Genomic DNA, 23,575 nt, shown 5'->3' with positions numbered 1-23,575 from the left:
AGCGCGCATCGCCCTCGCGATGCGCGCCGTGCAAGATCTGATTACTTAGTCAGGACAAAGCCTTTGAGCTTTGAAAACGCGGTGTCGATCAGCGCTTTTTGTTGCGCATAGTGCTTGTCGTAGTAACCGACCGCTGGCGATGCGCTGGCTGGACGACCTGCATAAGCAAGCTTTTGACCGTCAGTCAGATTTTCAAAGATGTTGTGCTGGATTTGCAGCCATGCACCTTGGTTTTGCGGCTCATCTTGAGTCCAGACCAATTCCTGGAAGTTCGGGAATTGCTTGAGCGCAGCAGCAAATGCCTTGTGCGGGAACGGATACAGTTGTTCGACGCGGATGATGGCTGTATCGGACTGACCGCGTTCCTTGCGGGCGTTGACCAGATCGTAGTACACCTTGCCGGAGCAAGCGATCACACGCTTGACCTTCTTGGCGTCGATCTTGTCATCCAGTTCAGGAATAACGGTCTGGAACGAACCCTTGGCCAGATCAGCCAGCGGCGAACCGGCATCCTTGTTACGCAGCAGCGACTTCGGTGTCAGGATGATCAGCGGCTTGCGGAACAGACGGATCATCTGACGGCGCAGCAAGTGGAAAATCTGCGCGGCGGTCGTTGGCTGAACAACTTGCATGTTGTTGTCAGCGCACAGCTGGAGGTAACGCTCCAGACGTGCCGACGAGTGCTCAGGACCCTGGCCTTCGTAGCCGTGCGGCAGCATTTGCACCAGACCGGAAGCACGGCCCCACTTCACTTCGCCGGAGCTGATGAATTGGTCCATGACAACCTGAGCGCCGTTGGCGAAGTCGCCGAACTGGGCTTCCCAGATAGTCAGTGTGTTTGGCTCTGCAGTCGAGTAACCGTATTCAAATCCCAGCACCGCTTCTTCGGACAGAACCGAGTCGATCACGGTATAAGGAGCTTGATTTTCTGCGACGTTTTGCAGAGGAATGTAAGTACCTGCATCCCAACGCTCACGGTTTTGATCATGCAAGACAGCGTGGCGGTGAACGAAGGTGCCGCGACCAGCATCCTGACCAGTCAGGCGAATCGCGTAACCGGATGCGACCAGCGAAGCGTAGGCCAGATGTTCGCCCATGCCCCAGTCCAGATTCAGATCGCCACGACCCATTGCTGCGCGATCGTTGATGACCTTCTCAACCAGCGCGTGCGGCTTGAAGCCTTCCGGGATTGTCGTGATGCGTGTTGCCAGGCGCTTCAGTTCCGCCAGCGGCACTGCAGTGTCGGCAGCGTCGGTCCACTTGCGGTTCAGGAAGGGCAACCAATCGACGGCATACTTGCTCTTGAAGTTGGTGATGACCGGATCGACAGTATGCTTGCCGGCGTCCATCGCATCGCGATAGGCCTTGACCATCGCGTCGCCGCCATCTGCAGGGATAGTGCCTTGTGCTGCGAGGCGTTCTGCGTACAGCTTACGTGTGCCTGGATGTTGCGCGATCTTCTTGTACATCAGCGGCTGTGTCAGCGCCGGTGTATCTTGCTCGTTGTGACCCAGCTTGCGGAAGCAGATGATGTCGACGACGATGTCTTTCTTGAACTGCATGCGGTAATCAACCGCAATCTGCGTTGCAAACACGACGGCTTCAGGATCGTCGCCGTTGACGTGCAGCACAGGTGCTTCGATCATCTTGACCACGTCCGAGCAGTACAGAGTCGAACGGGAGTCGCGTGGATCGGAGGTGGTGAAACCGATCTGGTTGTTGATCACGATATGCACGGTACCGCCGGTGCCGTAGCCGCGAGTCTGCGCCAGATTCAGCGTTTCCATCACGACGCCCTGACCTGCAAAGGCGGCATCGCCGTGAACCAGGATAGGCAGCACTTGCGAACCGTCCTTGTCGCCGCGGCGATCCATACGCGCCTTGACCGAACCTTCAACCACAGGGTTGACGATTTCCAGATGGGACGGGTTGAACGCCAGCGACAGGTGGACCGGGCCGCCTGGAGTGCTGATGTCGGACGAGAAACCTTGGTGGTACTTGACGTCGCCAGCCGGCAGGTCGTCGGCATGATGGCCTTCAAACTCCGAGAACAGCTCTTGCGGAGTCTTGCCCAGTGTGTTCACCAGGACGTTCAGACGGCCGCGGTGAGCCATACCGATAACGATTTCCTGCACACCCTTTTCACCTGCGCGCTGGATGGTTTCATCCAGGGAAGCGATGAAGCTCTCGCCGCCTTCCAGCGAGAAACGCTTTTGGCCGACGTATTTAGTATGGAGGTAACGCTCCAGGCCTTCGGCCGCGGTCAGGCGGTCGAGGATATGCTTTTTCTTTTCAGTGGAGAACTGCGGCAGCGCGCGTGTCGGCTCCAGGCGTTCTTCGATCCAGCGCACTTCGGCCGGGTCGCTGATGTAAGTGAATTCGGCGCCGATCGAACGGCAATATGTATCGCGCAGCGATTGCAACAGATCGCGCAGGGACGCGGTTTCACCACCGAAGTAGGTGTTGCTGATATTGAATACGATGTCCATATCAGAATCGCTGAAACCGTAGAAGCTGGGCTCCAGTTCTGGAATGGTTGGACGTTCCTGGCGTTGCAGCGGATCCAGGTTGGCGTAACGCGAACCCATATCGCGGTAGCCGGCGATCAGTTGTGTTGCAGCGACGCGCTTGCGACCCATTTCGGTATCAGCGGAAGCGACGACGGTGCGAATCGGACCTTGCTTGGCGCGCTCGGCGAACGAAGCGATGACCGGTGCATGGGCGACATCAGGGCGATTGGAGCCATCAACTGCAGGCACGTGTTGCACCGCGTCGAAATAAGCACGCCAATTGTCTGGTACGGATCCGGGATTATTGAGGTACGCCTCGTACAGTTCTTCCAGGTACGGCGCATTTCCACCAAAAAGGTAGGAATTGAGATTGTATTGCTCGTAGAGCTGTGTCATATCTTGCTCACCTTTCTTCGCGTTTCGCGAGATTAGCGGGTTAATCTAACCTTCCGCGACACGGCCTGACCGATTAGCGGATTGCACATCAAGTTGTGGGGAAGGACCATGTCTACCTGAACGTTTGGGTTATCCAGTAAGCATAGCCGGAATTATATATCCTTATTTCCAATAAAAAAGCGAATCCTGAAGATTCGCTTTTTTATTTCTGTTGTTTGTTGTAACCAGCGGCGAGGCACTGCCATAGCCGCCGGGAAACTAACAACAAGTTGATGACAGCCTGATGACGACTTGATGACAAGCCCGTCCGGACCTGCCACCACCGACTTCAGACAACACCAGTTAACGCTTGTCGATCGCTGGAACGTCGCGCTTTTCGGAGCCGACGAACAACTGGCGTGGACGACCGATCTTTTGTTCCGGATCGGAGATCATTTCGTTCCATTGCGCAATCCAGCCCACGGTACGCGCCATTGCAAAAATGCAAGTGAACATCGAAGTCGGGATGCCCAGCGCGCGCTGAACGATACCGGAGTAGAAATCGACGTTCGGATACAGCTTGCGGGACACGAAGTATTCGTCTTCCAGCGCGATCTTTTCCAGCTCCATGGCCAGCTTGAACAGCGGGTCGTCGTGCAGTCCCAGTTCATTCAGGACTTCGTAGCAGGTTTCACGCATCAGCTTGGCGCGTGGATCGTAGTTCTTGTAGACGCGGTGACCGAAGCCCATCAGCTTGACGCCGGAGTTCTTGTCCTTGACTTGCTTGATGAACTCAGGAATCTTCTCGACCGAGCCGATGCTTTCCAGCATGGTCAGTGCCGCTTCATTGGCGCCGCCGTGAGCAGGGCCCCACAGGCAAGCGATACCGGCAGCGATACAGGCGAACGGATTGGCGCCCGACGAACCAGCCAGACGGACGGTCGATGTCGATGCATTTTGTTCGTGGTCAGCGTGCAGGATCAGGATGCGATCCAGCGCGCGCACCAGCACTTCGTTGACCTTGTACTCTTCGCACGGGTTAGCGAACATCATGCGCATGAAGTTAGCGCTGTACGACAGGTCGTTGCGCGGGTACACGAACGGCTGGCCGATGTTGTACTTGTACGCCATGGCTACCAGAGTCGGCAGCTTGGCGATCATGCGAATCGCGGAAACGTCGCGATGCACAGGATTGCTGATATCCAGCGAGTCATGGTAGAACGCCGACAAGGCGCCGACCGAACCGGTCAACACAGCCATCGGGTGAGCATCGCGACGGAAGCCGCGGAAGAAGAAGTTCATTTGCTCATGCACCATGGTGTGCTGAGTCACAGTACCGACAAACTCTTCTTTTTGCGCTGCAGTCGGCAGCTCACCGTGCAACAGCAGGTAGCAGGTTTCCAGGAAGTCGCAATTGACGGCCAGTTGCTCGATCGGGTAACCGCGGTACAGCAGCTCGCCCTTGTCGCCGTCGATGTAGGTGATCGACGAGTTACATGCCGCTGTCGACATGAAGCCCGGGTCGTAAGTGAACTTGCCAGTGGCGCCGTACAGTTTGCGGATGTCGATGACATCCGGACCGATCGTGCCCTTGTAGACGGGGAAATCCAGGGATGGCGTACCGTCGGAAAACGACAGGGTCGCTTTGATATCTGAGGTGGGCATAGTTCTTCCTTCAGCTGTGATGATGAATCGTTAATCAAAAATCGCAAATCAACCGCTTTAGAGCCTGTTGCAAAATGAACTTTGCACTGTCGGCACCCTGCTCTTCCGGATGCTCGCCAACTTCACTTTGCAACAGCCTCTAATACAACGTCGGCCGCTTTTGAACCAATATTGCCAGAACTCTGGAGAACGTTCAGGCGCTACGCAATTTTTTGAGCAAAGCATGGACTTGAGGCAAGTCCACTGCTGCTTCAGGCTCCTTGCGCACAAGGAGCAAGTCCATCAGGTCGTTGTCGCCAAGATCCATCAGACGGGAAAATGCATCGACTTCGTCGTCAGTCATGCTCTCTTCGTTCGCGTCGAGAAAACGCGTCAGGATGAGATCGTTTTCCAGCAATCCGCGACGAGCGCGCCAGCGCAGGCGTGCACGTTTGGCAGGATCGTCTTGATGGCTTTGGGACATGGATTCAATTCACTTCTAAGTAGTACAACTGGTGCGACTGATACAACGAGCACTAATTTCAACACTTGCGACCAAAAATCAGACCGGCACGAAAGTGCAATTCAAAGGCGGGAGACACCTCCCGCCTTTTCAACAACTTACTTCTTATACTGCGCGGCGAACCATCAGCTCCTTGATCTTGCCGATCGCCTTGTTCGGGTTCAGACCCTTAGGGCAGACATCGACGCAGTTCATGATGGAACGGCAACGGAACAGGCGATACGGATCTTCCAGATCGTCCAGACGTTGGCCGGTCGCTTCGTCGCGGCTGTCCGCGATGAAGCGGTATGCCTGCAGCAGACCTGCCGGGCCGACGAACTTGTCCGGATTCCACCAGAACGATGGGCACGATGTCGAGCAGCATGCGCACAGGATGCACTCATACACGCCATCGAGTTCTTCACGCTGTTCAGGCGATTGCAGACGCTCTTTTTCAGGGGGAATACTGTCGTTGATCAGATAAGGCTTGATCGAATCGTATTGCTTGAAAAAGTTGGTCATGTCGACGATCAGATCGCGAATCACCGGCAAACCTGGCAACGGCTTCAGAACGATAGGCTCCGACAGTTCGTTCAGGTTGGTGGTGCAGGCCAGACCGTTCTTGCCGTTGATGTTCATCGCGTCGGAACCGCACACGCCTTCACGGCAGGAGCGGCGCAGCGCCAGCGAATCATCCACGTCGGACTTGATACGTTGCAGAGCATCCAGCAGCATCTTGTCGGTCGGCTTCAACTCGACGGTCAGATCTTGCATGTACGGCTTTTCGTCCTTGTCCGGATCGTAGCGGTAGATTTTAAATTTCAGAGTACGTGTCATGTTCTGACCTTTTAGAAAGTACGTGCTTTAGGTTTAAATGTTTCGACTGTCAACGGTTGCATGTTGACTGGTTTGTAGTCGAGACGATTCCCCTCGGAAAACCACAGTGTGTGCTTCAGCCAATTTTCGTCATCGCGCTTTTCGTAATCGCTGTGCGCGTGGGCGCCGCGGGATTCCTTGCGAGCGGCAGCCGATGTAATGGTGGCCTTGGCGGTTTCGATCAGATTGCCCAGCTCCAACGCTTCGACGCGCGCAGTGTTGAACACCTTGGACTTGTCCTTGAACGAGACATGCTTGCGGCGTTCGTCCAGCTCCATGATCTTTTCACGACCTTCATTGAGCAATGCATCGGTACGGAACACGCCGCAATACTTCTGCATGGTGGCGCGAATATCGTTGGCGACATCCTGGACGCGTTCGGAACCAGTGCTGTTTTCCAGATGCGCCAGACGCTCCAGCGCACGGTCGGCAGCATCTGCCGGCAGGTCCTGATGACTACGGTCTTGCAGCTTGCTCTCGACAATGTGATTGCCGGCAGCACGACCGAACACCACCAGATCCAGCAGCGAGTTGGTACCCAGACGGTTGGCGCCGTGGACCGACACGCAAGCGCATTCGCCGATCGCATACATACCCTGCACGACTTCCTTGTACGAACCATTCTTCGGCACAACGACCTGACCATACACGTTGGTCGGAATACCGCCCATCTGATAGTGAATGGTCGGCACGACTGGGATAGGTTCCTTGGTCGCATCGACGTTGGCGAACTTGTGGGCGATTTCCAGAATCGACGGCAGACGCTTTTGAATCGTGTCGGCGCCGATATGGCGCAGATCCAGCAGCACGTGATCCTTGTTTGGACCAACGCCGCGGCCTTCCTTGATTTCCTGGTCCATCGAACGCGAAACGAAATCGCGCGGTGCCAGATCCTTCAGCGTCGGCGCATAGCGCTCCATGAAACGTTCGCCGTTGCTGTTGATCAGGATGCCGCCTTCGCCGCGCACGCCTTCAGTAATCAGCACGCCCGCGCCGGCTACGCCGGTCGGGTGGAACTGCCAGAATTCCATATCTTGCAGCGGCAGACCGGCACGCGCCGCCATACCCATGCCGTCGCCGGTATTGATGAAGGCGTTGGTCGATGCGGCCCAGATACGGCCTGCACCGCCCGTGGCGAACAAGGTTGTTTTGGCTTGCAGCATCATGACTTCGCCGGTTTCCATTTCCAGCGCGACGACGCCGAGGACAGTGCCCTCTTGATCGCGGATGATGTCGATCGCCATCCATTCAACGAAGAAATGCGTTTTGGCGCGCACGTTGCGCTGATACAGCGTATGCAGCAGTGCGTGACCGGTACGGTCCGCTGCCGCACAGGCGCGCTGCACCGGCTTTTCGCCGAAGTTTGCAGTATGGCCGCCGAACGGACGCTGATAAATCGTGCCGTCCGGATTGCGGTCGAAAGGCATACCGAAGTGTTCCAGCTCGTAGACGGCCTTCGGTGCTTCGCGGCACATGAATTCGATGGCGTCCTGGTCGCCCAGGTAGTCCGAGCCCTTGACGGTGTCGAACATGTGCCAGTACCAATTATCTTCCGACATGTTACCCAGCGATGCACCGATGCCGCCTTGAGCAGCGACCGTATGCGAGCGGGTCGGAAAAACTTTGGACAACACCGCGACGTTCAGACCGGCTTCAGCCAGTTGCAACGAAGCGCGCATACCGGATCCGCCGGCGCCGACGATAACCGCATCAAAGCGGCGTGTAGGGATTGTGGATTTGATAGCAGCCACGATTACATTCTCCACAAAATCTGCGCCGCCCATCCGGCACATACGATCAGCCACAGGATCGTGGCAACTTGCAAGACCAGGCGCACGGCGACCGGCTTGACATAATCCATCCAGATATCACGCACGCCAATCCAGGCGTGGTAGAACAAGGCCATGAAGGCTGCGAACGTCGCCATCTTGAACCACTGATGCGAGAACATTGCCGCCCAGCCGTCGTAAGAAAAACCGCTGGAAGTCAGAAAGCACACCAGCAGAACGACGGTGTACAAAGCCATGACGACAGCGGTAGCGCGCTGCGCCAGCCAGTCGCGCATGCCGTAGTGAGCACCCACGACGAGGCGCTTCGATCCGATATTATTGTTTGCCATTTTTAGAATGCTCCGAACAGTTTCAATGCCACGACGATCACCAGCGCAATGCTGACGACCAGAACGCCGCTCGACGACTTGCGTGCGCTGTCCTTGTCCAGACCGATATGGTTATCCATGATCAGATGGCGGATGCCGGCACAGAAGTGGTGGAGATAAGCCCAGGACAGGGCCAGAATGATCAGCTTGACGAACCAGTTGGAAGCAAAGCCCTTCAGGTAGTCGAAGGTGCCCTCGGAGAGCAGACTGTTATCCAGCAAATACAGAATGAACGGCAACATCAGGAACAAAAACAACCCACTGACACGGTGCATGATCGACACCAGAGCAGCCAGCGGCATACGGTAACCAGCAATTTGGGTAATATTAATGTTACGAAATTGTGGCCGTGGTGGTTTAGCGGCTTCAGACATAACAAGGTTCTCCTCAGATTTAAAACAATCCTGCAATTTTCGCCGATTTCATGAACGTTCACCAACACTTATTCTGCTTCGCAGCAAATTAGGCTTTTTCCCAGACAGCAGACAGATGCGAGCAAAGACAGAGTTCCTGCCCGCTTAATTCAGCTCACTCTGATAATGATGATTCAACGTCAAATACAAGCCGCGTCGCATTTCGACAGGCTTGTCGCCATACGTATACGAGGCGCGATCGACACTCAACAAAGGCGTTTGGGGCGGGACCCCCAGAAATCCCGCAGACTCCGGATCCGCCCCCACGGCACGAATCTGCTCTGCAGCGCGAATCATGCGTGTCCCGAATTCCGTTTCAAACAGGCCGTACAGCGGCCCTTTATATTCCATTAAACGTTCCGCGGTCAGCCCTTTGAAAATCAGACCGGGCAACCAGATATCTTCAAGTATGGTCGGAACGCCGTTAAAGGATTTTACCCGTTTGATAAAGATGACGGAGTCACCCGATTTAATATCAAGCTGGCGCGCCACTTCAGCGGGCGCACGCATGCGCTTGACTTCAATAATCTTGTTTTCCGCACGTTGCGGCTCTTCCACATCTGCCGTCAGGCGCAAAAAGCGGAACTGCGCATGCGTTTCATGATGCGTGGCAACAAATGTACCCTTCCCCTGCCGGCGCACGACCAGATTTTCGGCGGCAAGCTCATCGATCGCTTTGCGCACGGTTCCCTGACTCACCTTGAAACGGCTGCCAAGCTCAACTTCGCTGGGAATCAATTCACCAGGCTTCCACTCGCCTGATTCCAGACGCTGCGTGATCAAAGCCTTGATTTGCTGATAGAGGGGACTAAAGGTAGGAGCGGCTCCGGCAACACTGGTGCCCACGCTTTGCGCGTCGCTGTTGTTCAGATTAGGCAGGCTGGAGCTCATAACCCCAAATTGGACCACAAAAACCCTACTCTCGTCCAGCAAAAAGTATTCAATAAGATGTCTTATATAAGACATAAGATAGTGATTGACACACCACTCGGGCAAGCCTACACTCGCGGGCATATTCGGCGACGAGCACGCCCCGAAGAGGCACATGTATCAGCAGAGCGGCCGGCACTTGCATCACCGCGCACGGCATCGACGCGATTTGCACTGTCGGTTCTCTGCCGAAAATCGGCAAAACATGCTGACCACCTGCGCTTTTCGACGGTATGATTACAGTCTCTATAAAGAATACGAAGTAATTGTCGGCGTCTTCCGAGATGCCGACAAGAAGCCCGGAAGCAGCCGTAACTGCGAAGTTCGGATCAATTCGAGGCTTCATAGCAGCATTAAACGCTTTCTATCACCACTTTGGAGATTCAACATGGCTAAAGCCCCCAAGCGTGTTGCCGTTACCGGCGCCGCCGGTCAAATCGGTTACTCCCTTCTCTTCCGCATTGCTAACGGCGACCTGCTCGGTAAAGACCAGCCAGTGATCCTGCAATTGCTGGAAATCCCGGATGAAAAAGCGCAAAAGGCCCTCAAGGGCGTCATCATGGAAATCGATGACTGTGCATTCCCATTGCTGGCCGGCGTGACCGCGCACAGCGACCCGATGACAGCATTCAAGGATGCCGACATTGCTCTGCTGGTTGGCGCACGCCCACGCGGTCCAGGCATGGAACGCAAGGACCTGCTGGAAGCCAACGCGCAAATCTTCACTGTGCAAGGCAAGGCGCTGGACGCAGTTGCTTCGCGCGACGTCAAGGTTCTGGTTGTCGGCAACCCAGCCAACACCAATGCTTACATCGCCATGAAGTCGGCACCAAATCTGCCGGCCAAGAACTTCACCGCTATGCTGCGTCTGGACCACAACCGCGCGCTGTCGCAAGTTGCGGCCAAGATCGGCCAACCGGTTTCGGCAATCGAAAAGCTGTGCGTCTGGGGCAACCACTCGCCAACCATGTACGCCGACTACCGTTTCGCTACAGCAAACGGCAAGGCAGTCAAGGATCTGATCAACGACCAGGTCTGGAACAAAGACACTTTCCTGCCGACAGTCGGCAAGCGCGGTGCAGCGATCATCGAAGCACGCGGCCTGTCCTCGGCAGCTTCGGCAGCCAATGCAGCGATCGATCACGTGCATGACTGGATCCTGGGCACCAACGGCAAGTGGACCACCATGGGCGTTCCATCGGACGGTTCTTATGGCATTCCTGAAGGCACCATGTTCGGCTTTCCGGTCACTACCGAAAACGGCGAATACAAGATTGTCCAAGGCCTCGAAATCGACGAATTCTCCCAAGAGCGCATCAACATCACGCTCAAGGAATTGTCGGAAGAGCGCGAAGGCGTCAAACACCTGGTCGGCTAATTGACCAGCACGCGGCGGGCTTGCATAGCCGCCGCGTCATTTTGCATACATTCGGAATTCAGCAGCAATGCATCCCACCCAGGTCTTGTTCCCAGGCACCCGACAACCGGTCTCGATACCGGTCTGCGATCATTACGCCGGCTCTGAAAAGCTGATGCGCAAGTCGATTGCCCTGCAACAGGAGCTCGGCCCGATTTTTGATATCACCCTCGACTGCGAAGACGGCGCCAGCGCCGGCAACGAAGCCGAACACGCGCAACTGGTTGGCGCCTTGATCGCCGGCGATGACAATCGCTTTGGCCGCATCGGCGCCCGCGTGCATGATGTGAGCAGCCCCTTTTTCGAACAAGATGTCGCGACGATCTGCGCTACCGCTGCGCCGCGACTGGCTTACCTGATGCTGCCCAAGGCGGACGGTCTGGCCGACGTGCAACGCGCCATTGCCACCATCTCTCGCCACACCAGCGAAACCGGCCGCCGCACGCCACCGCTGCATGTGCTGATCGAGACTCACGGCGCACTGGAAGACGTGCACCAGATCGCAGCGTTGCCACAGGTTGAATCGCTGTCCTTCGGCGTGATGGATTTTGTGTCGGCGCACTACGGTGCGATCCCGAGCGCCGCGATGCGCTCGCCCGGCCAGTTCACGCATCCGCTGGTAGCGCGCGCCAAACTTGAAATTTCCGCCGCCTGCCACGCACACGGCAAAGTGCCGTCGCATAACGTCACCACCGACATCAAGGATGCTGCCGTGGTGACCGGAGACGCCGGCCGCGCAGCGCAGGAATTCGGTTACACCCGGATGTGGAGCATCCATCCGAATCAGATCAAAGCGATCGTGCAAACCCTGTCCCCGGCCGACGATGAAATCGGTGAAGCGGCACAAATCCTGCTTAAAGCCAGGGACGTGCAATGGGGACCGATACAACATGACGGCACCTTGCACGACCGAGCAAGTTATCGTTATTACTGGAGCATTCTGCAGCGCGGCCATGCCGGTGGCGCTGCCTTACCCGCGGCAGTTGCAGACTGGTTTGCAGAGACCAAAACAGCGACAACGGCCACTCCGATTTCAACCACCCAGCAACATTGAATATATAAATCGACGCACGATGAAAAAATACCTGACCGCCCTGACACTCGTAAGCGCCCTCTTCGCTGTCGGCATGCCGCAAGCATTTGCTGAAACAGCACCGGCCACCACAAAAGCAAAAAAGACCGCCAAGAAGAAAGCGCCCGCCAAGGCTGCTGCCACACCTGTTGAAAAAATGCCGTTTTCTTCCGATGCCGACGACGATGAAAGCGAACCGGAAATCGGCGGTACCAAGTCGGCTGATTTCAACTGCGAAATGGGCAACAAGCTGACCATCTACAAAAACGACGATGACGACAAGCACATCGCCATTCGCTGGAACAAGCGCATCAACCGCCTGACTCGCGTCGTGACCACCACCGGCGCCAACCGTTTTGAAAATCGCAAGGTCGGCCTGGTCTGGATCGGTATTCCTGCCAAGGGCATCCTGCTGGACTCCAAGAAGGGACAGCAACTGGCGAACGAATGCAAGAACGTAGAACTGCCGACGGCTCAGGCGCCGGCAGCAGCGGCACCGAAGAGCTAAGCAGCAAACAGTAACAAGATTCAGCACGAATTTATCAGTACAGCAGTCCCGCATTTGCTGCGAAGCCTGGTTTTGCTGGTTTCACAGGTTTCGCAGCGCAAGCAAACACTTATACCATCCGTAATCTAAGGAGAAGAGGCCATGTCCCGCAACACATTGAACACCCTAAAGGAATTCAAGATTTCTGGTTCCAAGAAAGGCAAGTTCTACTCCCTGCCCGCCCTGGAAAAGAAACTCGGGATCAACATCTCCCGCCTGCCAGTGTCGATCCGTATCGTGCTGGAATCCGTCCTGCGTAACTGCGACGGTCAAAAAGTGACTGAAGAGCACGTCAAGCAATTGGCGAGCTGGGGCGCCAAGGCTGCCCGCGTTGACGAAATCCCGTTCGTGGTTGCACGCGTAGTGCTGCAAGACTTCACCGGCGTTCCACTGCTGGCCGACCTGGCCGCGATGCGTAACGTCGCCAACAAGCTGGGCAAGAACCCGAAGAACATCGAACCGCTGGTTCCGGTGGATCTGGTTGTCGATCACTCCGTGCAAATCGACCATTTCCGCGAAAAGAAAGCGCTGGACCTGAACATGAAACTGGAATTCGAGCGCAATAACGAGCGCTACCAGTTCATGAAATGGGGCATGCAGGCATTCGACACCTTCGGCGTCGTGCCTCCGGGCTTCGGTATCGTCCACCAGGTTAACCTGGAATACCTGGCGCGCGGCGTGCACAACAAGACCGGCGTCTACTACCCAGACACCCTGGTCGGCACTGACTCGCACACCACCATGATCAATGGTATCGGCGTAGTCGGCTGGGGCGTGGGCGGCATCGAAGCAGAAGCCGGCATGCTGGGCCAACCGGTCTACTTCCTGACACCTGACGTGGTCGGCGTGAACCTGACCGGCGCGCTGCGCGAAGGCTGCACCGCAACCGATCTGGTTCTGACCATCACCGAACTGCTGCGCAAGACCAAGGTTGTGGGCAAGTTTGTCGAATTCTTCGGCGAAGGCACCAAGTCGCTGTCGCTGACCGACCGCGCCACTATCGCCAACATGGCGCCTGAATACGGCGCCACCATGGGCTTCTTCCCGGTCGACGAAGCAACCATCGACTACTTCAAGGGCACTGGCCGCACCAAGGCGGAAATCGACGCGTTCGAATCCTACTTCAAGGCACAGAATCTGTTCGGCATTCCAAAGGCAGGCGACATCGACTACACCAGCGAAGTGTCGCTGGATCTGGGCACCGTTGCACCTTCGCTGGCTGGTCCCAAGCGCCCGCAAGACCGCATCGAAATCGGCAACGTCAAATCGACCTTCGCCGACCTGTTCGTCAAGCCGGTGGCTGAAAACGGCTTCAACAAGAAGATCGAAGATCTGCCAAAGGCCTACACCAATGCCGATGGCGTCGATGTCAAGAACGGCGATGTGCTGATCGCGGCGATCACATCGTGCACCAACACATCGAACCCAAGCGTGCTGCTGGCAGCAGGCTTGCTGGCCAAGAAGGCGGTTGAAGCCGGCCTGAAGGTTGCTCCGCACATCAAAACTTCGCTGGCGCCTGGCTCCCGCGTTGTGACCAAGTACCTGGAAGCAGCCGGCTTGTTGGGCTATCTGGAAAAACTGGGCTTTGGCGTGACCGCTTACGGTTGCACCACTTGCATCGGTAACGCCGGCGACCTGACACCAGCAATGAACGAAGCGATCGTCAAGAACGACATCGTGGCTTCCGCCGTGCTGTCCGGCAACCGCAACTTCGAAGCGCGTATTCACCCGAACATCCGTTCGAACTTCCTGGCATCGCCTCCGCTGGTCGTGGCTTACGCCATCGCCGGCAACGTCAACGTCGACCTGATGACGCAACCGGTCGGCAAGGGTAAGGGCGGCAAGGAAATTTTCCTGGGCGACATCTGGCCGACTTCGCAAGAAATCGAAAAGCTGTTGAAGTTCGCGATGAATGCGAAGGTCTTCAAAGAGAACTACGCCGACGTCAAGGGCGCACCAGGCAAGCTGTGGGAAGCCATCAAGGGCGTCGCCAAGGGCGAAGTCTACAACTGGCCGACATCGACTTACATCGCTGAACCACCGTTCTTCGAAAACTTCACCGAAGTGCCGACAGCTGCTGCAACCGGCATCACCGGCGCACGTGCTCTGGGCGTGTTCGGCGACTCGATCACTACCGACCACATCTCCCCGGCCGGTTCGATCAAGGACTCCAGCCCAGCCGGCAAGTGGCTGCAAGCCAACGGCGTGTTGAAGGCTGACTTCAACTCCTACGGTTCGCGCCGCGGTAACCACGAGATCATGATGCGCGGCACATTCGCCAACGTGCGTATCAAGAACCTGATGGTGCCAGGCGTTGAAGGCGGCGTGACTGTTCACCAGCCAACCGGCGAACAAATGGCGATCTATGATGCAGCCATGAAATACGTCAACGATGGCGTGCCAACCATGGTGTTCGGCGGCGAAGAGTACGGTACAGGCTCCTCGCGTGACTGGGCTGCCAAGGGTACGCAACTGCTGGGCGTGAAGGCTGTGATCACCCGCTCCTTCGAACGTATCCACCGCTCGAACCTGGTCGGTATGGGCGTATTGCCGCTGCAATTCATCGGCAACGACAGCGTCCAGACTCTGGGCATCACAGGTGAAGAAACTTTCGACCTGAAGGGCCTGGAAGGCGAGATCAAGCCACAGCAAGAAGCAACCCTGGTGATCCACCGCAAGAACGGCGAAACCAAGGAAGTCAAACTGCTGCTGCGCATCGATACACCGATCGAAGTGGACTACTACAAGCACGGCGGCATTCTGCCATTCGTGTTGCGTCAATTGCTGGCTGCTTAATCAGCTTTCAATAAGCTTCCAGCAAAAATGCCACTCTCCGCTTCGCGCGCGGGGTGTGCAGAAAACAAAAAACGCCGGTTTCGACCGGCGTTTTTTATTGTCAAGGTACATCGTGAAAGCGTGCTCTGATCTAAGCAAAGACAGATGCCGGAAGGCAATCCCCGATGCGATGTCGAATCAACTACAATAGGGATTCCTACCATTTGATTGTCAATATTTCATCATGCGCCGCCCCGCCAAACGTTCCTCCTCCAGGTTGTCCGCTGAAAGCCAGCGCCTGGTCAATTCATCGCAAGCGGTCGCCGGCTCCACCAGTCGCCTGGAAGAAAGAGCTTGGGAGCGATCCCTCGATCTGCTGTTGCACAAACAACTGAAAAGCGCCCATCAAGGCATGATTGATGCTGCGCTGGATCACCTGTTCAAATCCGATCTGGAAGCTTACGACGTACTGGTCGAAGCTGTTGAAGCCAACAGCGAAGCCTGCGCGCTCGAATATGACGGCAAGCTCTATAGCGTGCAATTGCTGGCGCTGCCAGTGCTGGCCTGGACGCGCTTCAGCATTGCCTCCGGCAACCTGCCGACGGAAGTACGCAACGGCCTGTTCGCGCACCTGCACGCGCATGTGCTGGCCGACAACGCCCATCTGGCATTGGCGCCCACCTTGTACGCCATCGAGCAATTGCCCCGTCATCACGCAGACGTTTTCGCGCTGGCGCAACGCATGGGCCAGGCCGCCCTGAAACAAAGCCAGCCGCAGCTCTCGCTGGAGCAAACACCGACCGCGCCTTTCCTGGCCGACACGCGCTACATGATCGCTGCTGTCGCGGTGCCTTCGGGTGCGCCGTTGTTCCGCTGGCAGATGGACGAAAACGCTTCAGTCATTCACGAAAAGGAAGCTGCACTCAAGGCCTGGACGACACAGGCGACGCCACTGCTGACGCGTTTTCTGCCCGGCTGCAATGTGGAGCTGCTGCTGCCGCAGCCCTACTATTTCGCATGCCGCGAAGCGGACAAACGCATCCGCCCCGCCGCCATTCGCGCTGCAGATCATTACCTGACGCAGACGCTGGGTGTCGCATCGTCGGAACTGCATGCCAACATCGGCAGCTTCTGCGAAAACATCAACGGCCAGATCGACGAGTACCGCATTGGGTTCAATCTGGCCGATGATGACGGCATCGTCTACGGCATCGTATGGCCGCTGTACGAGCAGGAAGACGGCGATGAAGTGCGTGACTTATCAACGCCTGACAGCGCGAAAACACCGATAGAAGAGATTCTGGAGGTCTTGCGCGAGTGCGGCATTGTCAACATCAAGCTGCATGCGGAACGCTACACGATGGAATTCTGCGACGATTGCGGCACGCCGTTGTTCCCGGCGCCGGACGGTGATCTGGTGCATGCGGAGATGCCGGAAGACGCACCCGCGTCGACCGAACATTTCCATTGAGTCAAACTGCTGCTGCGCAGACATCCGCCGGCAGCATCAGCCCTACTCGACCGAGGTGCGAGATCTTCCGCGCATATCGGTCGAGACCTGAGATCCTAGTCGTCGCCAACAATCTCGGATCACGCAATTCGTCAATTCCCGCCCCACAAAAGAATACGGGCACACGCCGCAGAGCCATGCGGCGTGTGCCCGTATCCGGAGCCTTGATAACTGGTGCTTACGCTGCCAGCTTCTCGATCAGACCCATATCGGCGCTCGACATCAGCTTGTCAATATCGACCAGAATCAGCATGCGCTCATCCAGTGTGCCCAGACCAATCAGGTAGTCGGAGTCAAACGTGGTGCCCATTTCAGGCGCCGGCTTGATTTGCTCTGGCGACAGTGTGATCACGTCGGAAACGCTGTCCACGACCATACCAACCACGCGGCCGGAGATGTTCAGGATGATCACGACGGTGAATTGATCGTAGGTCGGTTCGCCCAGCTGGAACTTGATGCGCATGTCGACGATAGGAACAATGATGCCGCGCAGATTGACGACACCCTTGATGAAATCGGGCGAGTTGGCAATGCGGGTCACTGCTTCGTAACCGCGGATTTCCTGAACTTTCAGGATATCGATACCGTACTCTTCCTTGCCCAAGGTAAAGGCGAGGAATTCATTCCCAGTGCTGTCGGCTTTTTCGCCAAAGCCGGAAATTGTTTTCGACATGTTGTCTGACATGATAAATGGCCCTTATAAAAAATCAGGAAAATACGGATTCATCGCTCAGCTGACGAGTTGATCGTAGCAAAGCGGCAACATCTATGATTAAGGCAACGCCGCCGTCACCCAGAATAGTAGCACCAGAAATCCCTGCAACCTTACGATAATTGGATTCCAGGTTCTTGACAACAATTTGCTGCTGGCCAATCAAATCATCGACAAATAGTGCAGCTTTCTTGCCATCGGATTCTAAAATAACCACCAGACCTTCTGATGGGTCGGTAAACGTCGATTCGATATTGAAGATCTGATACAGCGGCAATAACGGCAAATATTCACCACGAACTTTAATGACTTTGCCCTGCCCGCTGATCTCTTTGACATCTTGCGTTGCCGGTTGCAACGACTCGACCACGTAGCCGAGCGGCAAGATATAAATTTCGTGACCGATGCGAATCGACATGCCATCCAGAATCGCCAGGGTCAACGGCAGGGAAATCGAAATCGTCGTACCGAATCCCTTGCTGGAACGAATATCGACAGCGCCGCCCATGGCCAGAATATTGCGCTTGACCACGTCCATGCCGACGCCGCGACCGGAAACATCCGTTACTTGCTCGGCGGTCGAAAAACCGGGTTCAAAAATCAACTGCCAGACGTCGCTGTCGCTGAGATTGTCGGACACCGCCATGCCTTGCTGTTTGGCCTTGGCCAGAATCCGCTCACGGTTCAGACCGCCGCCGTCATCCGTCACTTCGATGATGATGTTGCCGCCCTGATGCTCGGCCGACAAAGACAGCGTTCCGTAATCCGTCTTGCCTGCTGCAAGACGAGTTTCAGGAATTTCAATGCCATGGTCGATACTATTGCGCACCAAGTGGGTCAACGGATCAACGATGCGCTCGATCAGACCTTTATCCAATTCAGTCGCTGCACCATGCGTGACAAACTCGACGCGCTTGTTCAGTTTCGCGGCCAGATCGCGCACCATGCGCGGGAAACGCGAGAACACATAATCCATCGGCATCATGCGAATCGACATGACCGATTCCTGCAGATCGCGGGTATTGCGCGTGAGCTGGCTGACGCTGTTGAGCAAATGTTCGTGCAGCATCGGATCGAGCGTGCCGGTGCGCTGCTCAATCATGGCTTGCGTGATGACCAGTTCACCGACGAGATTAATCAGTTGATCGACCTTTTCGATGCCGACGCGAATGGAAGACGACTCATGGACTGCCGGCTTTTCGCCCTTGGCCTTCTTTTCACCTGCGTGTTCCGTCACGGCCAACGCAGGAGGCTCGTCATGATCGACATGCGCAGCGGCTTCCGCAGCCTGCTTGGCTTGCTCAATATCGCCCTGCGGCACGAACGGCTCGAAGAAACCGTAGCCGCGCTCCTTCTCCGTCGCATTCATCGGCACAAACGGCGCGAAGAAACCATAACCACGCTCTTCATCGGTCGCATCCTGCGGGACGAATGGCGCAAAGAACCCGTAACCCTGCTCTTCCTCTTTGGAACGTGCGGCAACTGCCTGAGAAATCTTCAGATCGTCGGCGTTCACCAGGAAGGAGCAAATTTCATGAATGCTGTCCGCACCTTTGGCAGTATCCAGAATAAAGACGCAGCGCCCTTCTTCTGCATCTGCCTTCTCGATTTTTCCGAGCAGGCCGAGCTCTTGCTGCAAGGCGTCGAGCTCACGCTCGGCCAACTGCGGCAATTCAATGCGAAAGCGGCTTACACCAGCGGGACCTACCAGTGCCTGCGGCGCAGCGGCTTTTTTACCGGCGCCTTCAGACAAGGATTGCAACAGCATCCGGACATCGGCGACTGCATCCAGATCAACGGTCGCTCCATGGCGATGACCGTCAAGCATGGACTTCAAAATGTCCTTTGCGGCCAGGAATGCATCGACGTGCTGACTGGTCAGCGCCATCTGCCCCTGGCGAATACGGTCCAGCAAAGACTCGAGTACGTGCGTAACTTCGGTAATGTCTGTCAGGCCAAACGTAGCCGATCCACCCTTGATCGAATGGGCCGCACGAAAGATCGCATTGAGATCTTCGTCGTCGGGATCCGACACATTAACGGCCAGCAAAAGCTTTTCCATTTCGGCAAGGCCTTCCTCGGCCTCGTCGAAAAACACCTGGAAAAACTGGCTCATATCAATGGTCATGATTGGGCTCCGTCATAGATGCTTTAGGTGTATTTTTTATCGTTGATTATTGACACTAGCCGATGACTTTTTTAACCACTTCCGTCAAACGCTGCGGATCGAAAGGCTTCACCAGCCAACCATTGGCGCCGGCGGCCTTGCCCTTGGCCTTCATTTCGTCGCTGAACTCTGTCGTCAGCATAAGAATTGGTACGCGTTGATAACTGGTCAGCGCGCGCAGGGAACGAATCAGAGTCAGACCATCCATGCGCGGCATATTCTGATCGGTCAACACCAGATCGAACGTCTGCAACTTCGCTTTGTCCAGCGCATCTTGCCCGTCTACCGCTTCGGTAACCTGATAGCCGGCTGCCTTCAGGCTGAACACCACCATCTGGCGCAATGACCCCGAGTCGTCTACCGCAAGAATTGTTTTAGACATTTTTACTCCCTGTTCTTTGTTTGCGGGTCTGAGTTTAGCCAACTCATTATGCCGCATTCATTATCAAAAATTACTATCACACGTGTAAATTCGGCTTACTTCTCAGATCATCAGCGGATCTGGCCGAATCTGCATATTGAGGCGGCGTCGCATCAAAACAATTCAATATCGCCGCTCTCCATCCGTGTTTGCCGCACTGTTTTCCACAGGCCATTTTCAAGCGCAGTCAGACGCTCCTCCATGGACTCGACAGTATTTTTCAGCAGGCCTTCCAACTCCTCAATCGATTGCGAACTATCCGGAGTAATTTCAAAACTGTTGGCGCTCAACACGCCCAGCGCATCACGCAAGCCGATGACACGGCGCACGATACGCTCCAGCAGCTGGCTGGTCATATCCTGGAATTGCAGGCCAGTGACTGCCGCGTTGACATGCACGGTGATCTCATCCTGCATCACCTTAAGACGGCCGACATCGTCGGCGGACAAGGTGCCCTTGCCGGCCATGACGACTTCGAGTTCTTTTTGCTGCGCGAGGACGGCGGTGTGCAATTCCATGAAGCTGGATCCCAGCTTTTCGATGGCTTCGCCGAGCAGGATATTGGTCTGCACCAGATCCGTCTCGACTTCCGTCAATTGCCTGCTTCCGCCGCTTGCCGTATCGAGCAACAAGCGCTTAAGTTCTTGCCGCATTTTAGGTGTCGACATACAAAGCCCTCCTTTTCAATTGGGCCTAGTGTTTAAAATCCAGTTAATTCTTCGCAGGCTGCTCGCTGAGACCATCTTTCACGTCCGAATCGGACGTTACATCCAGAGATGACGACCCACCATTTTGCACCAGCTCTTCAGCCTTCTTGTTCATGACGATAATGCTGATACGGCGGTTGATCGGATTGAAAGGATCTTCCTTATCCAAAAGTACCGCTGAGGACAAACCCACCACGCGCAGCACCTTCGATTCATCCATCCCGCCGGAAATCAATTCGCGACGCGATGCGTTAGCCCGGTCAGCTGACAATTCCCAGTTGCTGTATCCCTTTTCACCACTGGAATACGGGGTCGCGTCAGTGTGTCCGGAAAGACTGATCTTGTTTGGCACGTCGTTCAGCGTCTTGCCGATTTCACGCAAAATTTCACGCGTATACGGTTGCAACTGCGCGCTGGCTAACGCAAACATCGGGCGGTTCTTCTCGTCCACGATCTGGATACGCAAACCCTCTGAGGTGATGTCGATCAACAGTTGATTCTTGAATTGCTTCAAGGTCGGGCTACTGTCGATGGCGGTTTCGATGCGCTTTTTCAGCTCGTCAAGACGCTGACGCTCAGCCTTTTCAAGTTCTGCCTGAGCAGCCCTCACGCTGCGCTTGTTGACGACTTCATTCTCGCCCTTGCGCAACTGGCCTTCCTGACGCGTCAGATCTTTACCGCCGCCAGGCAGCACCGTGTTGGCGTCGCCGCTACCGGAACCGCCGGCCATCGCCACTTTGAGAGGAGTCTTGAAATATTCGGCGATACCGTTGAGGTCGCCCTTGGCGGTCGAACCAAGCAGCCACATCAGCAGGAAGAACGCCATCATCGCCGTCACGAAGTCGGCATAGGCGATCTTCCAGGCGCCGCCGTGATGTCCGCCGCCGCCCTTCTTGATGCGTTTTACAATAATGGGACGTAGCCCTTCGTCGGCCATGCCTTACTCCCCCTGATTACTGGTCATGTCGGATTACTTGCTTTTTGCCTGTTTGACGTGCTCTTCCAGTTCGAGGAAGGACGGACGTTCTGTCGAGAACAGGACCTTACGACCGAACTCGATCGACAAGGCAGGAGCATAACCATTCAGACTGGCGAGCAAAGTGACTTTGACGCATTGATAGATCTTGGTCGACTCATGGAGTTTTTGCTCCAGCAAGCTCGACAGCGGACCCACAAAGCCGTATGCAAGCAGAATACCGAGGAAGGTACCGACCAGCGCATGCGCAATCAGCATACCCAGTTCGGATGGCGGGATACCCACCGATTCCATCGTGTGCACCACGCCCATCACCGCCGCCACAATACCAAACGCCGGCATACCGTCACCGAGCTTGGCAATACAATGGACCGGGATTTCGCCTTCGTGATGATGCGTTTCGATTTCGTTGTCCATCAGATTTTCAATCTGGAACGCATCCATATTCCCCGACACCATCAAGCGCAGGTAGTCGGTCATGAACTCGATCAGATGATGATCCGCCAGAACGCCGGGATATTTGCTGAAAATCGGGCTGGATTCCGGTTCTTCGATATCGCCTTCGATCGACATCAGACCTTCTTTACGCGACTTGGTCAGAATTTCGAACAGCAACGACATCAGCTCCATGTACAGAGCTTTGGTGTAGGTCGAACCCTTGAACACCGTCGGCAACGCCTTGATGGTCGCCTTGATCGCCTTATTATTATTACCGACAAGAAAAGCACCGCCTGCCGCTCCGCCGATCATCAGCAGTTCGATAGGTTGAAAGAGTGCCCCTAGATGCCCCCCGGCCATTGCAAATCCGCCGAAGACGGACGCCATGACGATCACATATCCAATTATGACTAACAAGTGCCTACTCCCGTCCCAGTGGCGTTCAGTGTTTTTTACCTGCTATCAGATTACATGCAATCTTCTCAAACAAATGATGGAATACATGACCGAAAGAGGGCTTTCATTTTCAATTACGACACCAAAGATAAAAACTTGATAACGTGAGCTGAATGTAACACAGCTCTTTTTTGTTTCACATATGCCAACCGTATAAAACCGGGCCGTTTTCTTTCGGCTGCACGGCAATGTCAGGTTTCACGTCTTCAATAATGAATTCGTAGCTCAGCAATACAGTTCCGGAGCGCATTTCCGCCCTCGCCTTGTTCCACAAGGCGGTCATCGCCGCCGGCGACAAGTACGCAAAAATCACGTCGTAATCCGCAAAATCGAGCAAGGTATAGTCTCCGCGGATAAAACCACCGCGGCTGCCGGTCAACAACGCTCGCAGATGACTCACCAACCATGGCAAGGGCGCCAGCTCAATTCCGATAAAACGGCTGTCCTGTCGAATACGCGACAAATACAGAACCGCGCCACCCAAGCCGCTGCCGATATCGATGACCTTCAGCGGCTTGCCCGCCGGCAGTAGCTCAGCTACCGCATCCCACACCGGACGACCGGAAGGATAAAACGGCACCTGACTACGAAACGTCGACCAGAACAGCAGCAACAAAAACAGGAAAATGACCAGAAACAGCGCCGGCGGCAACTGCAAGGAGTTGACCAATACGGCAGCAGGCGGAAAAAAGAAGAGTATCGGCATCCACCAGGACGCCATGCGGCGGACATAGGCAATACCGGCCGCCAACGCGCCATGCAGAACAGCAAAAGGAATGGGAGATACGTCGATGCCGAAAGCATGCTCGCACGCCTGCTTGGCCAGCAACGCCAGAACCAGCGCTGCGCATAAGACGATTAAAGCTTGTACAGCGGGCGCCTGCAGCAGAGATCTGCGCTGCCCCGACTCCATATCGGCCTCCAAGCCCTCATTAAAGCCGACTATTTTACGACGATCAAACCAGATTC

General features: G+C 55.6%; 20 protein-coding genes. 5 read left to right on the top strand and 15 right to left on the bottom strand.

The window, feature by feature from the left end:
* Window positions 1-41 precede the first annotated feature (41 nt).
* The 8 genes from AC1RN6_RS10785 to AC1RN6_RS10750 all read right to left on the bottom strand — a co-directional run bounded on the left by AC1RN6_RS10785 (window position 42) and on the right by AC1RN6_RS10750 (window position 9,369).
* Window positions 42-2,906 carry a 2-oxoglutarate dehydrogenase E1 component gene (locus tag AC1RN6_RS10785; RefSeq protein WP_493005212.1) on the bottom strand — a complete coding sequence of 955 codons (2,865 nt, stop codon included), beginning with the start codon at window positions 2,904-2,906 and terminating at the stop codon, window positions 42-44.
* A 342-nt stretch (window positions 2,907-3,248) separates the two neighbouring features.
* Window positions 3,249-4,550, bottom strand: a complete 1,302-nt coding sequence (gene gltA, locus AC1RN6_RS10780; protein WP_493005210.1) for a citrate synthase — start codon at window positions 4,548-4,550, stop codon at window positions 3,249-3,251.
* Window positions 4,551-4,743: 193 nt separating this feature from the next.
* Window positions 4,744-5,013 (bottom strand): FAD assembly factor SdhE, encoded by a 270-nt coding sequence (locus AC1RN6_RS10775; protein ID WP_493005209.1) that lies wholly within the window; start codon window positions 5,011-5,013, stop codon window positions 4,744-4,746.
* 144 nt (window positions 5,014-5,157) lie between these two features.
* Window positions 5,158-5,868 (bottom strand): succinate dehydrogenase iron-sulfur subunit, encoded by a 711-nt coding sequence (locus AC1RN6_RS10770; protein WP_007876492.1) that lies wholly within the window; start codon window positions 5,866-5,868, stop codon window positions 5,158-5,160.
* Between the two features lie 11 nt (window positions 5,869-5,879).
* Complete coding sequence (sdhA, locus tag AC1RN6_RS10765; protein WP_493005208.1) at window positions 5,880-7,658, bottom strand: succinate dehydrogenase flavoprotein subunit; 1,779 nt, start codon at window positions 7,656-7,658, stop codon at window positions 5,880-5,882.
* Between the two features lie 2 nt (window positions 7,659-7,660).
* Window positions 7,661-8,026 (bottom strand): succinate dehydrogenase, hydrophobic membrane anchor protein, encoded by a 366-nt coding sequence (sdhD, locus tag AC1RN6_RS10760; RefSeq protein WP_050477247.1) that lies wholly within the window; start codon window positions 8,024-8,026, stop codon window positions 7,661-7,663.
* Between the two features lie 2 nt (window positions 8,027-8,028).
* Window positions 8,029-8,439 carry a succinate dehydrogenase, cytochrome b556 subunit gene (gene sdhC / locus AC1RN6_RS10755; protein ID WP_050477248.1) on the bottom strand — a complete coding sequence of 137 codons (411 nt, stop codon included), beginning with the start codon at window positions 8,437-8,439 and terminating at the stop codon, window positions 8,029-8,031.
* Between the two features lie 144 nt (window positions 8,440-8,583).
* On the bottom strand, window positions 8,584-9,369 hold the full coding sequence (locus AC1RN6_RS10750; RefSeq protein WP_050477249.1) for a GntR family transcriptional regulator: 786 nt from the start codon (window positions 9,367-9,369) through the stop codon (window positions 8,584-8,586).
* A gap of 427 nt (window positions 9,370-9,796) precedes the next feature.
* Between AC1RN6_RS10750 and AC1RN6_RS10745 the strand changes: the two genes are divergently transcribed.
* From AC1RN6_RS10745 to AC1RN6_RS10725, 5 genes are all read left to right on the top strand, one after another.
* Window positions 9,797-10,786 (top strand): malate dehydrogenase, encoded by a 990-nt coding sequence (locus tag AC1RN6_RS10745; protein ID WP_053197355.1) that lies wholly within the window; start codon window positions 9,797-9,799, stop codon window positions 10,784-10,786.
* A gap of 67 nt (window positions 10,787-10,853) precedes the next feature.
* Window positions 10,854-11,879, top strand: coding sequence for an HpcH/HpaI aldolase/citrate lyase family protein (locus tag AC1RN6_RS10740; RefSeq protein ID WP_493005207.1), 1,026 nt, complete (start codon window positions 10,854-10,856; stop codon window positions 11,877-11,879).
* A 19-nt stretch (window positions 11,880-11,898) separates the two neighbouring features.
* Window positions 11,899-12,405, top strand: coding sequence for a hypothetical protein (locus AC1RN6_RS10735; RefSeq protein ID WP_493005206.1), 507 nt, complete (start codon window positions 11,899-11,901; stop codon window positions 12,403-12,405).
* Between the two features lie 141 nt (window positions 12,406-12,546).
* Window positions 12,547-15,240 carry an aconitate hydratase AcnA gene (gene acnA, locus AC1RN6_RS10730; RefSeq protein ID WP_493005205.1) on the top strand — a complete coding sequence of 898 codons (2,694 nt, stop codon included), beginning with the start codon at window positions 12,547-12,549 and terminating at the stop codon, window positions 15,238-15,240.
* Between the two features lie 223 nt (window positions 15,241-15,463).
* Window positions 15,464-16,690: a DUF2863 family protein gene (locus tag AC1RN6_RS10725; RefSeq protein ID WP_493005204.1), complete on the top strand. Its 1,227-nt coding sequence runs from the start codon at window positions 15,464-15,466 to the stop codon at window positions 16,688-16,690.
* 217 nt (window positions 16,691-16,907) lie between these two features.
* On the opposite strand, the gene AC1RN6_RS10720 is transcribed toward AC1RN6_RS10725, so the two are convergent.
* The 7 genes from AC1RN6_RS10720 to AC1RN6_RS10690 all read right to left on the bottom strand — a co-directional run bounded on the left by AC1RN6_RS10720 (window position 16,908) and on the right by AC1RN6_RS10690 (window position 23,519).
* Window positions 16,908-17,402: a chemotaxis protein CheW gene (locus AC1RN6_RS10720; RefSeq protein WP_369828864.1), complete on the bottom strand. Its 495-nt coding sequence runs from the start codon at window positions 17,400-17,402 to the stop codon at window positions 16,908-16,910.
* A gap of 34 nt (window positions 17,403-17,436) precedes the next feature.
* Window positions 17,437-19,569 (bottom strand): chemotaxis protein CheA, encoded by a 2,133-nt coding sequence (gene cheA, locus AC1RN6_RS10715; RefSeq protein ID WP_493005203.1) that lies wholly within the window; start codon window positions 19,567-19,569, stop codon window positions 17,437-17,439.
* A gap of 55 nt (window positions 19,570-19,624) precedes the next feature.
* On the bottom strand, window positions 19,625-19,990 hold the full coding sequence (locus AC1RN6_RS10710) for a response regulator (RefSeq protein WP_007876463.1): 366 nt from the start codon (window positions 19,988-19,990) through the stop codon (window positions 19,625-19,627).
* 152 nt (window positions 19,991-20,142) lie between these two features.
* Window positions 20,143-20,697, bottom strand: coding sequence for a chemotaxis protein (locus AC1RN6_RS10705; protein ID WP_408165839.1), 555 nt, complete (start codon window positions 20,695-20,697; stop codon window positions 20,143-20,145).
* Window positions 20,698-20,740: 43 nt separating this feature from the next.
* Window positions 20,741-21,673 carry a flagellar motor protein MotB gene (gene motB, locus AC1RN6_RS10700; RefSeq protein WP_408165837.1) on the bottom strand — a complete coding sequence of 311 codons (933 nt, stop codon included), beginning with the start codon at window positions 21,671-21,673 and terminating at the stop codon, window positions 20,741-20,743.
* 33 nt (window positions 21,674-21,706) lie between these two features.
* Window positions 21,707-22,567, bottom strand: coding sequence for a flagellar motor stator protein MotA (motA, locus tag AC1RN6_RS10695; protein WP_050477258.1), 861 nt, complete (start codon window positions 22,565-22,567; stop codon window positions 21,707-21,709).
* Between the two features lie 175 nt (window positions 22,568-22,742).
* Window positions 22,743-23,519: a class I SAM-dependent methyltransferase gene (locus AC1RN6_RS10690; RefSeq protein WP_493005885.1), complete on the bottom strand. Its 777-nt coding sequence runs from the start codon at window positions 23,517-23,519 to the stop codon at window positions 22,743-22,745.
* Between the last annotated feature and the right edge of the window lie 56 nt (window positions 23,520-23,575).

The sequence above is a fragment of the Herbaspirillum sp. GW822-FHT03A08 genome (assembly GCF_058801885.1).
This window is presented reverse-complemented; position numbering and strand designations above follow the sequence as displayed.

Excerpts from the sequence above, each read along its gene's own strand:
- AC1RN6_RS10785 (WP_493005212.1), bottom strand. The coding sequence starts at position 2,906 with ATGACACAGCTCTACGAGCAATACAATCTCAATTCCTACCTTTTTGGT.
- gltA (WP_493005210.1), bottom strand. The coding sequence starts at position 4,550 with ATGCCCACCTCAGATATCAAAGCGACCCTGTCGTTTTCCGACGGTACG.
- AC1RN6_RS10775 (WP_493005209.1), bottom strand. The coding sequence starts at position 5,013 with ATGTCCCAAAGCCATCAAGACGATCCTGCCAAACGTGCACGCCTGCGC.
- AC1RN6_RS10770 (WP_007876492.1), bottom strand. The coding sequence starts at position 5,868 with ATGACACGTACTCTGAAATTTAAAATCTACCGCTACGATCCGGACAAG.
- sdhD (WP_050477247.1), bottom strand. The coding sequence starts at position 8,026 with ATGGCAAACAATAATATCGGATCGAAGCGCCTCGTCGTGGGTGCTCAC.
- sdhC (WP_050477248.1), bottom strand. The coding sequence starts at position 8,439 with ATGTCTGAAGCCGCTAAACCACCACGGCCACAATTTCGTAACATTAAT.
- AC1RN6_RS10750 (WP_050477249.1), bottom strand. The coding sequence starts at position 9,369 with ATGAGCTCCAGCCTGCCTAATCTGAACAACAGCGACGCGCAAAGCGTG.
- AC1RN6_RS10745 (WP_053197355.1), top strand. The coding sequence starts at position 9,797 with ATGGCTAAAGCCCCCAAGCGTGTTGCCGTTACCGGCGCCGCCGGTCAA.
- AC1RN6_RS10740 (WP_493005207.1), top strand. The coding sequence starts at position 10,854 with ATGCATCCCACCCAGGTCTTGTTCCCAGGCACCCGACAACCGGTCTCG.
- AC1RN6_RS10735 (WP_493005206.1), top strand. The coding sequence starts at position 11,899 with ATGAAAAAATACCTGACCGCCCTGACACTCGTAAGCGCCCTCTTCGCT.
- acnA (WP_493005205.1), top strand. The coding sequence starts at position 12,547 with ATGTCCCGCAACACATTGAACACCCTAAAGGAATTCAAGATTTCTGGT.
- AC1RN6_RS10725 (WP_493005204.1), top strand. The coding sequence starts at position 15,464 with ATGCGCCGCCCCGCCAAACGTTCCTCCTCCAGGTTGTCCGCTGAAAGC.
- AC1RN6_RS10720 (WP_369828864.1), bottom strand. The coding sequence starts at position 17,402 with ATGTCGAAAACAATTTCCGGCTTTGGCGAAAAAGCCGACAGCACTGGG.
- cheA (WP_493005203.1), bottom strand. The coding sequence starts at position 19,569 with ATGACCATTGATATGAGCCAGTTTTTCCAGGTGTTTTTCGACGAGGCC.
- AC1RN6_RS10710 (WP_007876463.1), bottom strand. The coding sequence starts at position 19,990 with ATGTCTAAAACAATTCTTGCGGTAGACGACTCGGGGTCATTGCGCCAG.
- AC1RN6_RS10705 (WP_408165839.1), bottom strand. The coding sequence starts at position 20,697 with ATGTCGACACCTAAAATGCGGCAAGAACTTAAGCGCTTGTTGCTCGAT.
- motB (WP_408165837.1), bottom strand. The coding sequence starts at position 21,673 with ATGGCCGACGAAGGGCTACGTCCCATTATTGTAAAACGCATCAAGAAG.
- AC1RN6_RS10690 (WP_493005885.1), bottom strand. The coding sequence starts at position 23,519 with ATGGAGTCGGGGCAGCGCAGATCTCTGCTGCAGGCGCCCGCTGTACAA.